Consider the following 14,407-nt stretch of genomic DNA (forward strand, 5'->3'; position numbering starts at 1 on the left):
AGCGATATTTTTTTACTCTTTTTCTTCGGCCGCAGCGGGAGGGGCTTTCCAGGAAAAACCCACGTAGTAAGCTTGATTCCGATTGAACTACCTTTTCCGGAAACAATTCCCCTCAAAAGAGCGGATCCAGCACCACTTTAGGAACTGCATGGCTGAGAGTCGTCAGCATCGATACACGGTAATCGGCCTCATGAGTGGCAGTTCCGCTAAAGGTGTCGACGCAGCTCTCATCACGACCGATGGCGAGAACTTGGTCGAGTTTCATGGTGGCTTGCGGCATCCGTACGGGGAAGAACTACAGTCTCGAATCTTAGAGGCTTCGCAGCATAACGTACGGCTCGACGAACTGCTTCGACTTGAGCGCGAGATCACGATTCACCATAGTGACGCCGTTACGGCACTTCAAGAACGGCTCGGTAAAGTTGCCGCTTCGGCTCAGTTGATCGGCTTTCATGGCCATACAGTTCGGCACCTGGCTTCCGAAGGCGTGACGCTTCAAATTGGTAATCCATGGCTGCTTGCCGAATTGACGGGTCTGCAAGTTGTCTCTGACTTTCGTCGACGCGATATGGCACGAGGTGGACGAGGTTCGCCGTTGGCATCTTTTTTCCATCAAGCTCTCTTTCATGAACCGACTCGGGCTATCGGCGTGCTGAACCTGGGTGGAATCGCCAATCTTACTTGGCTATTTCCCGATGGTTCGATCGTTGCCGGCGATACTGGGCCAGGTTGCGGATTGCTGGACGAGTGGGTCCAAGAGATGGCAGGACTCAGTCACGATATCGATGGCCAACTTGCCAGTCGAGGAAACGTGCAGAGCCTGATGGTCGAAGAATTTCTCTCGACACCCTATTTTCAGCGTCCACTTCCCAAGTCCGCAGATCGTTTTGAATTTGATCATATCGATGTATCTGGGATGAGCGTCGAAGATGGGGCAGCGACTCTATGTGCTGTTACTGTCGATGCGGTTCACAAAGCGATCTCTCAGATGCCTGAACCACCTGGGATCTTATGGGTTACCGGCGGAGGCGTGCACCATCCCGTTATCATGAAGAGCTTGCGAGATCGGTTTCCAACCGTTCAGACGATCGACAAGCGTAATTTGAGCCCTGACATGCTTGAGGCCGAGTGCTTTGCTTGGCTGGCTGTCCGTAGCTTACGCAACTTGCCGCTGACGATTCCTGAAACAACAGGATGCTCGCAGCCAACGACCGGCGGATTTGTCACTCCGTAGTTTCTACGGCAGAAACTCTACCTCGGCAGGTAGTTTCTCACCAGCCAACATCTTCAGAATTGGCATATTTGGATCTTCAATCAGATTCAACTCGGCGTCAATTCCGCGTGCCTTTAAGTCCTCGTCGAAGAGCGAGATCAACGAAGAACTCGCCATGACAATGCCACCAGACATAAAGATCTGGGAAGGTGACCCGGCGATCTCCATTCGAGAATAAAGCGTCTCTACCAAGTTTCCTAAATCACGCGCCGACAGCGATAAAATATCAAGGACGTCTTCATCCTCAGGCATTGCGAGAACGATCGGTGCGAGCTTCGATACGAACTCACGAAGATCATTCGCTTCGGCCATGCAGGACTTAATTTCCAATGCAGAGCTCGCGTGAAACGCCTTGCTAATCTCCTTTGCCAGAGGCGTAGGCTTGCGGCCAGCTTCTAAGCATTCAAGCGTCCTTCGCAGTGCCTCTCTGCCGATCGAAAAGCCGCTGCCGTCATCACCGACCAGCGGCCCCCAGCCTCCGGCAATGACGTACTTCCCCTGCGAATTGCGGCCAATTCCGACCGATCCTGTTCCAGAGATAATCCCAATTGCGTTCGCAGAGTCTGCCTGAGCCACAAGCGGCACCAGGTCGGGCACCACCAACAATTCTTCGGCGAAGTCCTGATTCGCCAATGCTTGGGAAAGCTGTCGCCGGGTCGCCTCGTGAAGAGTGCCTGCGATCGCGAAAATAGCCCGATGACAAGGCAAGCTATCGAGTCCCGCATCGGCTTTGGCATGCTGCACAGTCGACACGAGAGACTTGACGGCGGCTTCGATGCCGATGGCCCTTGGATTTCCGCCGGGCCCTCGACTGCTGCCGATGATCGTCGCTACACCTTTTTCATCGATGCTGGCGACCGAACACGTTGTCTTCGTTCCACCACTATCGACGGCAAGGACGATTTGGCTGCTGCGTACTTCGGTGGTGCGATGATCGCTAGATCCGTGCGACGCCAGCATTAGCGAGTACTTCCTTTGGGAACACTGACGATCGCCTGTTTAAGGTGACCACCTGATTCATTCAGCAGCGTTCTTGCCATCTCAGGCGTCTCGCCGGTATGGTGCACAACGATCGCTGTCTTGACTTCGCCTTGGCAATCCAACAACAACTGGCTTACAACCGCATCAGGTAGTTGGGTAGCAGCTTTCACGATTCGTTTGGCTCGCGCGGTTAACTTAGAGTTGGTCGCACGAAGATCGACCATCAAGTTGCCGTACGTTTTACCTTGTCGAATCATTGCTCCAGTGCTCAGCATATTAAGCACCATCTTAGTTGCGGTGCCTGCTTTCATGCGAGTCGAACCGCTTAAAACTTCCGGTCCCACGACAGGGGCAATGACTAGATTGCAATGCGACTCTAACTCTGAGTTGTCGTTACAGGTCAATCCAATCGCGAACGCGCCGACGCGGCGAGCATAATCGAGCCCTCCGATCACGTACGGTGTTCGTCCGCTGGTGGCGATACCGACGACAACATCTCTTGGACCAAGATCGATCGACTGGAGATCCTCTGCCCCTAGCTCGGGACGATCTTCAGCCCCTTCGACGGCTGTCGTCAGGGCAGTGGGCCCGCCTGCAATCAGTCCGACAACTTGCTTCGGATCCGAGCTAAACGTTGGAGGACACTCTGCCGCGTCCAAGATTCCAAGTCGGCCAGAAGTACCAGCACCAATGTAGATCAAACGACCAGAGTTGTTTAGCCGCTCCGCGATGACATCGATGGCGGCGGCAATCTGTGGAGCTTGTTGCCCCACGGAAGTTGCCACGAAAGCGTCCTGGTCATTAATGAGTGTCACCAATTCCGTGGTCGACAGTTCGTCTAAATCCTCGGAAGCCGGGTTGCGGGCTTCCGTTGTTAAATGCTCGAGCATGATGGCGCGAAATTCCTTCTTTGGGGGAAGTAAGCTCCCTTGAAGCGGTGCACTATCCACTGACGTCAGTTTAGACGGGACGATAGAATAGGCATAGCTTCAATGCGCAAAACCGAGATAATTATGCGCTTCTGCGACTAGCGACAGCACGTGATCGAGTTAGACTAAAAATGGTCCGTCGCAGCTTCGTTTTTTGTACTTTTGAATTAATTTCAGGACCGGTTCGCCTGCATGATATTTCTGGCGACTTTGGCTATTCACCCTATCGATGTTGCAATCATCGTCGTCTACATCATTGGGACAACGCTGCTTGGGGTGTGGCTTGGTAAAGGTGGCAACTCCACCAACGACTTCTTCCTCGGCTCGAGGAACCTCCCTTCGTGGGCACTCTTGCTTTCGATTGTCGCCACCGAAACGAGCACGGTTACGTTTTTGAGCGTGCCTGGGTTGGCGTTTCGTGACGGCGGGAATTTCAGTTTCCTACAACTGGCCATGGGATTCATCATTGGCCGTTTATTAGTTCTATTCTTTCTACTGCCGCTCTATTTTCAGGATGAAAACTCCACCGCTTACCAGGTTTTCCAGAAAGCGTTTGGTAGTTCAACTCGGCGGCTGGCTTCGTTGTTTTTCCTGATTGCCCGAACCCTTGGTGACGGTCTGCGATTGTTTTTGACCGCCCTCGCACTGCAACAAGTCATGCAATTACCGTTTGAAGTAAGCGTTGCGATGCTTGCGATTGCCACGGCCATTTATGCATTGTTCGGTGGAGTTCGCTCCGTGGTTTGGAACGACTGTTTGCAATTTGGCGTGTATATGGCAGGGGCAGCGATTGCGTTGTCGGTTATCCTTGCGCGGCTACCCGGCGGCACCGATCAGTACTTTCAATTCGCATCGGAAACCGGTCGGCTCCAACTTTTCAATTGGCAACTGTTTCCCCAAGATGGCAGCCTGACATTGTGGGCGGGCCTGCTGGGAGGTGCCACACTCAGTCTGGCTACGCATGGCGCCGACCAGTTGATTGTGCAGCGTTATCTGTGCGCCAAAGACCAACGTTCGGCCGGTTGGGCATTGGCATTAAGTGGACCAATTGTTTTCGCGCAGTTCGCTTTGTTTCTAGCGATCGGTGCTGGACTAGCTTGCTATTTTGCAGAGTTCGATCCTTCTAAAACGACCATGCCTGGCGACGAGGCCCTTGCGACGTTTATTGTTGGCGAACTTCCGATCGGTGTTCGAGGCGTTATCCTTGCGGCCGTATTTGCCGCGGCCATGTCGACACTCTCGAGTTCGGTTAACTCATCGTCAAGTTCGTTGCTACAAGATCTTGGGCTTCGCAGTTGGTCCCAGTTGTCCGACGAGCGTCGTCTTCAAATGGCGCGCTGGTTCACGTTGCTTTTCACGATGTTGCAAGCGACCGTTGCTATTGTCGCCTATCGTGGTCAGTTTGCCGAAACGGTTGTGAATCAAGCTCTTGCGATCGCTGGGTTCTCTGCAGGATTGTTACTTGGCCTGTTCTTTATCGCTCTGACGATTGGCAAAGTGCCCAGTATTTTCGCCAACATTGGTTTACTCGCTGGTACTGCGATCATTACCGTCGTGGCGTTTCGCACTGACATCAGCGGCTATTGGTATTCATTGATCTGCTGCGGCTCTGCTTTCGGCGTCACCGCATCCCTTTGGCTTATCACTTCTTGGCTTGGAAGCTCACCCCAAGCTGCGTCCATAGAGGAAGAGACATGAGTCTTCGACTACTTTCCTGCCTGATTTTAATTGCCCTCTGTCCTGTCAGCCTGTTCGCCGAACTCCCTCACGCTTCGCCTGAATCGGTTGGTCTGACTGAGGAAATCGGTCCGGCAATTGACCAAGAAATTGCTGCGGCACTAAGCGAACAAAAAATGCCAGGCTGCGTCGTGACCATCGTCAAGGATGGCAAAGTGGTTTACCAAAAGGCTCACGGAAACCGCCGTGTCGAACCTTCGGTCGAACCGATGACCGTCGACACCGTTTTCGACATGGCTTCGTTGACGAAGTCGATTGTCACCGCGACTAGCGTGATGCAACTGATTGAAGCGGGAAAAGTTGAACTTGATGCTCCTGTTTCCCAATACCTTCCAGAGTTCAAGGGAAATGGCAAAGAAGCAATCACTGTCCGACAGCTGCTAATTCACACCAGCGGTTTGACGCCAGACAACGCCCTGTCCGACTACGAACAGGGTTGGCCGGAAGCGTACAAAAAGATTTGTGCGTTGAAGTTACTTTCGCCGCCGGGCGATAAGTTTCGTTACTCCGACGTTGGCTTTCTACTTCTCGGTGAAATCGTGGCCCGCGTCTCCGGTTTGCCGCTGGATCAATATGCCAAGCAGAACATCTTTGAACCGCTTGGGATGAAGGAATCGGGCTTCAATCCTGATTCAGCACTGGCCAAACGCGCCGTTACCACCACACAAGTCGATGGAGAATGGCTGCGGGGAGAAGTGCACGATCCTCGCGCTCGATACTGCGATGGAGTCGCGGGGCACGCTGGTCTGTTCAGTACGGCAGATGACTTGACCCTTTATGCCCAAGCAATGCTTGACGCTCGAAAACCTGGCGAAAACAACGTGTTGAAGCCTGAGACATTGTCGCTGATGACCGAGTCGTACGACGCAGCAGGAAGCTTACGCGGCCTCGGTTGGGACAAAAAGAGCGGCTATTCTAGCAACCGTGGTAAATCGATGACGTCCGCGGCCTACGGACATGGTGGCTTTACAGGAACAGCAATGTGGATCGATCCAGACCTCGATCTCGCGGTGATCTTCCTTTCAAATCGTGTTCATCCCAACGGCAAAGGTTCTGTCAACGCGTTGGCTGGTCGGATCGGTACCATCGTCGCCGACGCCTGCTCAGCCGAAACTGACGAGTCGAAAACCAAATTGGGTATCGATGTACTTTCCGACAGTCAGTATCAAATCCTGAAAGGGAAGAAAGTTGGTCTGATTGCGAACCATACAAGCCGCAACAAAGCGGGCAAACCAACGCATGTTCTCTTTGCCGATGCCCCTGAGGTCGACCTCGTCGCCCTTTTTAGTCCTGAACATGGTTTTGCCGGAGCGCTCGATCAATCCCACATTGGTGACACGGTCGATCCGCTTACCGGGATTAAAGTGCAAAGCCTTTACGGCGAGACTCGCAAACCGACTCCCGATCAGCTGAAAGGAATCGATGTGCTGGTATTTGATATCCAGGACATCGGCTGTCGATTTTACACTTACATTTCGACCATGGGCCTTGCGATGGAAGCCGCAGCGGAGCAGGGCATTCCTTTCGTCGTGCTCGATCGCCCCAATCCTCTCGGCGGCGACATCATGGAAGGTCCACTGCTGGACGACCCGAAACAGTCCTTCGTCGCGTTTCACTCGATTCCTGTTCGTCACGGCATGACGATCGGTGAACTTGCGAAGATGATGAACGCCGAACGGAACTGGAAGACCGATCTTACAATCGTCCCGCTCGAAGGCTGGAATCGTGAAGACTTGCTTTTCGAGACCGGACTTCCCTGGAGAAACACTTCGCCGAACATGCGAAACCTGACCCAGGCCCTCATCTACCCTGGTGTGGGCTTGCTGGAAACGACCAACGTCTCGGTTGGCCGGGGAACGGACACACCGTTTGAAGTTTTGGGAGCTACGTGGATTGATGGTCCTGAATTGGCCGAAGCAATCAACGCTTACCAACTGCCAGGCGTAAAAGCGATTGGTATCGAGTTCACCCCAACTTCCAGCAAATATGAAGGGGAACTTTGCGGTGGTGTTAATTTCATCATCACCGACTGGAAAACGTTCCGTCCACTCGAACTTGGTTGGGCAACCGCCTCGAGCCTTCGCAAGCTTTATCCGAACGATTGGGAAACCAAGCGTCTCCCAACGTTGCTCGGCAACTCGAAGGTGCTCTCTGAAATTGTCGATGCCACTTCACCAACTGACATCAAACATGGTTACGCCGAAGAGCTCAACCAGTTCGATACGCGTCGACAACCGTTCCTGATCTATCCTTCGCAAAACTAGAACGAAAGTCTAGGCCGCTTTGTTCGGTTGCGTTTCGCTGCCAATCCAATGCACAGCCGATCGAGCTGGCCGAAGATCGCTTGCAGGCATATTTACTAAGACTCTCGTTCGCGCACTTGGGCGAGCGAACGAGATCGCAACGGTATTTATTCCAAAAAGGCGATACGCTAAGGATTGTCGTATCCTCTAAGACATTGTTCGCGATCGACGTGTCTTGTCTACGCGTACCGCACTAGTTCTGCTGTCCCAAGCCGTAATCTGCCTGCCGACATCGCTTTGTAGCTGCGGATCTCCGTGCTCTTAAAGATGGTTGTTACCGAGGCGTATGCCTGGCTTCGTTGACGATCACGACGTTTCCGGAGCCTTCGGTAGGTTCTCATCGAAAGCAAAGTACTTTTAATTCGTTCATCAATACGAATAAGCGGAGGGGAGACACTCCACGAAGTTGGCTAATGCCCATCGCCAGAACGCGGTTTAACGCTACAGAAATACCGTAGACGCTCAAGACATCGGTCTAGGCAGACTCGTTGATAGACGAGCTCTCGCTAGGCGACTGTTCGTGCATTGCAACTTGAGCACATGAGATCACATTGCCCAAGGATCCAATCCGCAGGCCTTCCGTGCCACGGAATTGTGATGGTAAGAAGTGGGACGAGAACGATTCAACGATCGAATCGTGATTGGCTTGTTCGCCAAGAAACCGGCACTCAGACACCAGTTGTCCTGTCCCAATCATCATCCGCGAGATTGCGGTGATGATTCTTCAATCGGTCGGAATCGAGAGTCGATATTCCGACAGCGTTAGTTCAATTCAATCGCGATGTCCGTCTTACCATCTTCGGGCACTTCGACCACAATCCCGGAAGTGTCGGCATCGCTGTACTTCTTCGGTATTTTGAACTTCGGTGGCGGGATAGGATCGAAGTTCTTCACACCATAATCAGGCGGAAGTGGCGGGCCAACGTAGCTGACCACAACACGGTGCGACCCACTGGGTGCCCCATCCCCGACATCGTTCGTTCCGAGGGTAAAGTGCCCCTCTTCATCGGTCACGCCAGCGGCTGGACGACCTTCTTCAGGAATGAACTGGATTTGATAGTACTCTAGCGGCTTGCCTTGGAATGTTGCCACTCCTGAAGCAGGCGCTGTCGGTACGATATCTCCAGTCGGCACGTCGGTGCAGCCCATGGCAAGACTTGCCACTAGCAATAAGGCGCACGAGAGACTCGTGCGCCGATTGACAAAACGGAAGTGCTTTAACACGTTGGCCTTCATCTCAATTAACTTTCTACGTAAACGTTCGCTGCCCAATCAGGCAATCGACTATTTCGTCTAGTTACGCGATACGATCTCGCCACCGGCCGTGGTGCCCATCGCACGCCAGATTCCATCTTCGATCGTGTCGGTCATGAATGATACCGACCCGTCTGCGAAGCAGGTCTGAGCTCCACCAGGATGGTAGCTTCGAGCCGCCATGTGACCGCGAGAGCCATTGGAACCATCAATACAGTCTCGTCGACGAGCGTTAGGAGTCAGTGTGTGCGTGTAGAAAGTTGTTACGACTGCTCCGCGATAGTATTGCAATCCGCGGTAGGTCCAAGCTTGGGTACTACGCGTTTCGCAATCGGAAGGAGGCGTCTCGGCGTCTGCTCCCCAGAAACCAGCGGTAACAGAAGTCGCGACGCGAAAGTCATTCGGATCGCCAGCAGGTACAACCCTAAGTGCCGCTCCACTTGGCCCCTTCTTAATCTCGGAAAAGACAGCCGTATTCGACGTGCCATCCGTGAAGTTGGCAAACTTCGTATCAGAGTTGCGGTAGAACGGACCAGCCAGACTTGCGTCGAATTCGCTGCTAACCAAAGTCCCTTTGGCACCTAGGTTTTGAACATAGCTCGTTCCGCCATAAACAAATGTTCCGTTTCCAATTGTATTACCAGCCGGCTGAATGTCGGACGGACATTGGTAAGGAGCCAGCTGCTGCTTCGTAGCTTCAATATTGCTCGAGTGCGCGTTGATCGAATAACGGAAATCGAACAGGTTGTAGCTGTTCCCTTGTTCTAGAAACGGAAGAATAAATGCATGTGTGGAAGCATCCGGTGATCCACCATCCAAACACTGGCCAGGTGGGAACACCAAGTGAGTGTTTTCGTAATTGTGCAGGGCGAGACCGATCTGCTTCAAGTTATTACTGCATTGCATCCGGCGAGCTGCTTCGCGAGCCTGTTGCACGGCCGGCAACAACAAAGCAATCAACACACCGATGATGGCAATTACGACCAATAGCTCCACAAGCGTAAAGGCCTTTGGTCGATCGTAACTTCTCATAAGAATCCCCTTCGGAAAAGAAAGACGGTCATGATCCGGCAAATGCTTAATGCGGCCGGTCAAGTTGAGGAAAAGAACGAATTCCACAAAGAACACTGCCGATTCTATCAAGGAAGATACGGTTAATTCTCTACGATATTTAGTCAAACTTTCTTCGTTTTGCGCAGACGTCGAAAGGAACCTGCTTCACGTCTCGCATTTTCACTTTGCATTAACACTTTTTGCTAGCTACAGTGCCCCTGATTGGCAAGTCTCGCTCTCCCTCATCCGTGGTGCTTCCAAGACAATTTTGCGGAACCCCGTACCACTTCGTTTCGCGAGAACTGAGATTGCTCGATACATCTCTGTGAAACGAAGCTCAAGGATGCGGTAAAAGAAAACGTTGACGAATTCAGGCAAACGATCTAAAACGGTTCATTACATAGATTTGTTGTCCCGCCTATTAACCTTCCGGCAGCTTCATCTCGCCCTTTCCCGCCGGGCAGTTTCCTTTTGATGGAAATTTGCCTTGAACATGGTTTCGAGATTCGTAGTCCCACCTGTTGCTGCGTTTCAGTTCTCGATGGCCCGTTTCTCGGAGAGGCGACCCTGGAATGCCACCGTTCCTTCTAGAGTGGTTTGATCCGCTTTGGATTGGAATCTGAACTGAGTGAAACAAACCATGTCACGCGCTTCCAATTCCTTGCCGAAGCAATGCTGTTGCATTCTTCTGGTCACCGTTTTCGTTTCTTTCACAGCCACGACAACGAATGCCCAGGATGCGGTAACTCCTGTTTCGCCGCCGATCTTTGCGGAAGAAACTGACGCTCCCTCGACACCCGAGGTTAGTGAGTCGCAAACTTCGACTGCTTCAGTGCAAGACAAGCTTCGATTCTCGTTTAGCGGCGCATCGTGGCGGGAAGTGTTAGACTGGCTCGCCGAGGCAGGGGAGCTTTCCCTTTACGTCGATGACGTTCCTACCGGCAGTTTCACCTACTCTGATCGACAGTACTTCTCGGTCGACGAGGCAATTGCTCGACTGAACTTGTTCCTGCTTCCGCGTGGTTACACGCTCGTACGCCGTGGCGAGCTTTTGTCGGTAATTAATCTTGGCGATCCACGCGGAATCCAACAGCTCGACGCCATGGCTCGTGTTGTTTCGGTCTCCGAGTTAGACCAACTGAACGATCACGAAGTCGCCAAGTGTTTCGTTGCTCTGGGGGATGTCATTCCCACGGAAGCCATCAACGAAATGCAGCCTCTTTCGCTTATGACCACTCCAGTTGTTTTGCCGAAGTCTAACCAGCTGATTATTACCGACACCGGAAAGAACCTTCGCAGCGCGATTCAAGTTCTCGCCAACATGAAGCAGCCCAAAACTGACGACGCCACTATTCGTCGTTTTGATCTGAAGCATGTCGATGCGAATACCGTAATTCAAGTGGCCGGGACGCACCTTGGCATACCGGAAAACGAATCGAGTGGAATCGACATTACGATCACGACCGACCTGACAGGAAAGCGACTATTCGCCGTCGGCTCGGATGAAAAACTGACTCGTTTGGGCGCTCTCTTGGAAGTGATCGATATTCCGGAAGAAGAGGAAGAGGCCCCGACCCAACAAACGCTCGTATCGCATCCAGTCGGCGGGGATAATTTGCAGGTCATCTACGACGTGCTTCAGACGATTCTGGCGGAGAAGAATCTTCGCCTTTCCATGCAAGAGAACAGCAACACGATCGTTGCGTTGGCTGATGCGGAAGTGCATCAACTCATTCGCGATACCATTCAAGAACTGCAAGCACCTTCGGTTGAGTTTTCCGTCGTCGAACTTGGCTCGGTCGAACCTTACTTTGCCGTCTCGCTGATCAGCGAGATGTTTGACTTGCCAGGCGAAGACGATGATCGTGATGACGACGAGCGACGCATCCCACCTCCGAAGGTCGACGCCGACCCAGGCAACCGTCGCCTTTTCGTCCGTGGAACGGCCGATCAGATCAAGCAAATCGAACAACTTGTCGAACGCTTGGGCGCACGTCCCAGTAGCAACGAAGGCCTACGCTTCGTGCCGGTGACCGGACCACAGCGAAAAGACTTGCTCCAGTCGGCGAAGGAATCTTGGCAAGGGGATAACCGCCTTCAGATTCTCACGCCAACGGAAGCACCCCGTCAGGAAATCATCGAACGAACGATTCACCCGGACGGCACGATCGAAACCAAGACCCCGCATGAAACGATCCGGACTCAAACCCCATCCACAGACATTCGGCAAACGCCTAACAAGCCGCAGCCACAGAATGTTGAAACGCGAGATGGCTTCGTTTCAATTTCCGAAGGGGGCGATACGATCAACACGGCATCGCATACCAAATCGAGTCGTGCCCCTATTCGCAGTCAAGTTGTCCCAAACGGCATCTTGATTCAATCGGACGATGTCCAAGCCCTCGACCAATTCGAAGAACATCTTCGCCTGCTTTCTACGCAGGAAAAGAACATGATCTCGCCGACCGTTGTTTACTATTTAAAATACGTTTCGGCGGAAGAAGCCGTGAAGATGCTTGCCGATTTGCTTGATGGCGGAAACGCTCTGAGCGATACCCCATCCGATACATTGGTTCGAGGTTCCGTCGGCGGCATCGATCCTTTTTACGGCAGCCTTCTCTTCGAGCGAGATGGCATGACAACCGTCACCGCTGGCACCGCCACGATCGTTTCCGACGCACGTTTGAATCGCTTGATTGTCCAGGGGACTAAGGAAGATATTGCGACGATCGAAAACTACATGAAGATCGTTGACAAAGACTCGAGTATTACTGAGATCGAAACGTCTGGTCGATCCCGTGTGATCGAACTGCAGCATGCTCGAGCCGAAGAAGTTGCCGAGATGATCCGCGAAGCATTCCCAGATCGTGTCGACATGTCGGCCCAGCGGGGTGCTCAAGCGAATCAAGCCAACGCAAACAACCGTGGCAACAACGGAAACGAACGCCGAGAGGGCGACGAACAGCGAGGCTTCCAGGAAAAGCCGACCCGCGGAAGCAAACCGACAATGGCGGTCGCTGTGCATGAGGCAAGTAATTCGCTGGTTATCACCGCCCCGGACGCATTGTTCAAAGAAGTAGAAATGCTAGTCGAATCGGTCGATCGCCGCAGCGAACGAGCCGTCCGCGTCATCACGGCCGGCAACGGCATCAACTTGGAAATGATTGAACAAGTCCTCGCCGAGCAGGCCGGTAATTCCTCCCGTAGCAGCTCGTCGTCTCGTTCGCGTAATTCCAATTCGCGAAACAGCCGAGGTCGATAAATGACTACCATCCAATACCGATCGCTTGCTTACCTGGCGGTTTGCGCATTACTGCTCGTCCCGACCGAATTGCTTGCCCAAGGGGAGTGGATTCGCCGTATCGACGACGACAACAACGGCTACATCGAGCCTGACGAAATCTCCGATCGAGGTCGCCGATACCTGGAAGAATTCGCGGTACCGTATGGCCTAAGTCTTTCCCGCCCAAATTCGGTGGAAAAGCTCGAGCAAGCTGCGCGGCTCCATGCCCAACGCAAAAACCGCGATCGCAACGCCCCGATGCCGACACCGGAAGAACAACCAGGATTGAAAGGATTCGGACGACCTGTTGATCAACCGCTGATCCCTGAATTCGGCTTGGGTAAAGTCCCTTACGCCTACACGCAAGCCGATCTCGACGAAGCGTCATCCACATTACGACGTTGGGATCGAAATCGTGACGGTAAGTTGAGCCCGGAAGAGATCGAACGTGCTCGTTGGGACGGCCATGATCCGCTCGATTCCGATTTCGATCGTGACGGACATCTCACGAAACTTGAGTTGACGCAGCGTTATGCCCGCCGACGTTCCGAAAGCGAACGTGAAATCATGTCGCTCGGAAGCATCGAACCATCGCAGCCATCACGCAACGACTCGGACGATCGGAGTCGCCGTAGCAGCCGCATGCGAGCCGGCAGTTCGCGAAATGGAGATCGAGGCAGTGCATCGCTTGCCGACAGCATCATCGAACGCTATGACTTCAATCGAAATGATCAGCTCGACCCTCAAGAGATGGCCAGCGTCGGGATCTCGGTGGCCAAAGTCGACTACGACCGAAACGGAGCCGTCGATGAAGAGGAGTTCGCGCGTTATTTGAACGAAGCTCTGGAACGAGAAGCCAGCCAGAACCAAGAAGCGATTCCGACATGGTTTTTCGAGCGAGATAGCAATAACGACAAGCAAGTCCTGATGTCTGAGTTCACCGATCAGTGGGATCAAGCCACGCTCGATGAGTTCACTTCGTACGACAACAACCAGGATGGAATTATCACCATCGATGAAGTTCTTACCTCGAAGACGGTAGTCGGCGGCGAATTCTCTAACTCTCAGGCCCACCTCCTATTGCCTCGTTCGACCATCGTTTCCGAGATTGAAGTGAGCGACGACTACCTGATTGGTGACCTCAACGTCCAGCTTTCCATCACGCACACCTACACAGAACAGCTAGATGGTTATCTGATCGGTCCTGACGGTCAGCGTATCGAGCTGTTTACAGGTGTTGGTGGTAGCGACGATCACTTCGACAAGACGATTTTCGACGACGACAACGGCGAACGAATTACTCGATCACGTGCACCGTTTCGTGGAACATACCGTCCGGAAGCAACCGAAAAACGGCAGACAAGCCTCAATCACTATCGCGGCAAGAACCTGAAAGGTACTTGGCAGCTGATGATTCGTGCGAGCCGAAGCGAACGCTCAGGAATCCTTCATGGCTGGTCCTTGCTGGTTCAGCCCGATCAAGAGGCAGTCGATAACCCCGACTCGGTTGACGAACGGCTCAATCCGCAAGAGAACGACGAAGAAGAGGCATCTTCCGAGCAAGATGCCTCTGATAACTAACGACAACGGCGGC

Annotated in this window: 9 protein-coding genes; 5 read left to right on the plus strand and 4 right to left on the minus strand. The window is 53.0% G+C overall.

Features of this window, described 5'->3' with window-relative positions:
* Positions 1 to 148: 148 nt before the first annotated feature.
* Complete coding sequence (locus LA756_RS04670; protein ID WP_224438713.1) at positions 149 to 1,234, plus strand: anhydro-N-acetylmuramic acid kinase; 1,086 nt, start codon at positions 149 to 151, stop codon at positions 1,232 to 1,234.
* Between the two features lie 3 nt (positions 1,235 to 1,237).
* On the opposite strand, the gene LA756_RS04675 is transcribed toward LA756_RS04670, so the two are convergent.
* Together LA756_RS04675 and murQ are read right to left on the minus strand one after the other, a co-directional pair.
* Complete coding sequence (locus LA756_RS04675; protein WP_224438714.1) at positions 1,238 to 2,233, minus strand: BadF/BadG/BcrA/BcrD ATPase family protein; 996 nt, start codon at positions 2,231 to 2,233, stop codon at positions 1,238 to 1,240.
* On the minus strand, positions 2,233 to 3,144 hold the full coding sequence (murQ, locus tag LA756_RS04680) for an N-acetylmuramic acid 6-phosphate etherase (protein ID WP_224438715.1): 912 nt from the start codon (positions 3,142 to 3,144) through the stop codon (positions 2,233 to 2,235). Before murQ ends, LA756_RS04675 begins: the two co-directional genes overlap by 1 nt.
* Before the next feature lie 231 nt (positions 3,145 to 3,375).
* Here murQ and LA756_RS04685 point away from each other — a divergent pair, with 231 nt between their 5' ends.
* Both LA756_RS04685 and LA756_RS04690 read left to right on the plus strand, forming a co-directional pair.
* On the plus strand, positions 3,376 to 4,881 hold the full coding sequence (locus LA756_RS04685; protein WP_224438716.1) for a transporter: 1,506 nt from the start codon (positions 3,376 to 3,378) through the stop codon (positions 4,879 to 4,881).
* A complete protein-coding gene (locus tag LA756_RS04690) occupies positions 4,878 to 7,184 on the plus strand; it encodes an exo-beta-N-acetylmuramidase NamZ domain-containing protein (RefSeq protein ID WP_224438717.1) in 2,307 nt (768 codons plus the stop codon). The genes LA756_RS04685 and LA756_RS04690 overlap by 4 nt, the downstream gene beginning before the upstream one ends.
* A gap of 801 nt (positions 7,185 to 7,985) precedes the next feature.
* Here LA756_RS04690 and LA756_RS04695 read toward each other — a convergent pair.
* Together LA756_RS04695 and LA756_RS04700 are read right to left on the minus strand one after the other, a co-directional pair.
* Positions 7,986 to 8,372: a carboxypeptidase-like regulatory domain-containing protein gene (locus tag LA756_RS04695; protein ID WP_224438718.1), complete on the minus strand. Its 387-nt coding sequence runs from the start codon at positions 8,370 to 8,372 to the stop codon at positions 7,986 to 7,988.
* A gap of 144 nt (positions 8,373 to 8,516) precedes the next feature.
* On the minus strand, positions 8,517 to 9,509 hold the full coding sequence (locus LA756_RS04700) for a DUF1559 domain-containing protein (RefSeq protein ID WP_224438719.1): 993 nt from the start codon (positions 9,507 to 9,509) through the stop codon (positions 8,517 to 8,519).
* Between the two features lie 661 nt (positions 9,510 to 10,170).
* Here LA756_RS04700 and LA756_RS04705 point away from each other — a divergent pair.
* On the plus strand, positions 10,171 to 12,792 hold the full coding sequence (locus LA756_RS04705) for a secretin N-terminal domain-containing protein (protein ID WP_224438720.1): 2,622 nt from the start codon (positions 10,171 to 10,173) through the stop codon (positions 12,790 to 12,792).
* Entirely contained in the window at positions 12,793 to 14,394 is a 1,602-nt protein-coding gene (locus LA756_RS04710; protein WP_224438721.1) for a proprotein convertase P-domain-containing protein, read from the plus strand.
* Positions 14,395 to 14,407 lie beyond the last annotated feature (13 nt).

This window comes from Bremerella sp. TYQ1 (assembly GCF_020150455.1).
GTDB lineage: Bacteria > Planctomycetota > Planctomycetia > Pirellulales > Pirellulaceae > Bremerella > Bremerella volcania_A.

Coding starts and splice junctions, on each gene's coding strand:
- LA756_RS04670 (WP_224438713.1), top strand. CDS start 149: ATGGCTGAGAGTCGTCAGCATCGATACACGGTAATCGGCCTCATGAGT.
- LA756_RS04675 (WP_224438714.1), bottom strand. CDS start 2,233: ATGCTGGCGTCGCACGGATCTAGCGATCATCGCACCACCGAAGTACGC.
- murQ (WP_224438715.1), bottom strand. CDS start 3,144: ATGCTCGAGCATTTAACAACGGAAGCCCGCAACCCGGCTTCCGAGGAT.
- LA756_RS04685 (WP_224438716.1), top strand. CDS start 3,376: ATGATATTTCTGGCGACTTTGGCTATTCACCCTATCGATGTTGCAATC.
- LA756_RS04690 (WP_224438717.1), top strand. CDS start 4,878: ATGAGTCTTCGACTACTTTCCTGCCTGATTTTAATTGCCCTCTGTCCT.
- LA756_RS04695 (WP_224438718.1), bottom strand. CDS start 8,372: ATGGGCTGCACCGACGTGCCGACTGGAGATATCGTACCGACAGCGCCT.
- LA756_RS04700 (WP_224438719.1), bottom strand. CDS start 9,509: ATGAGAAGTTACGATCGACCAAAGGCCTTTACGCTTGTGGAGCTATTG.
- LA756_RS04705 (WP_224438720.1), top strand. CDS start 10,171: ATGTCACGCGCTTCCAATTCCTTGCCGAAGCAATGCTGTTGCATTCTT.
- LA756_RS04710 (WP_224438721.1), top strand. CDS start 12,793: ATGACTACCATCCAATACCGATCGCTTGCTTACCTGGCGGTTTGCGCA.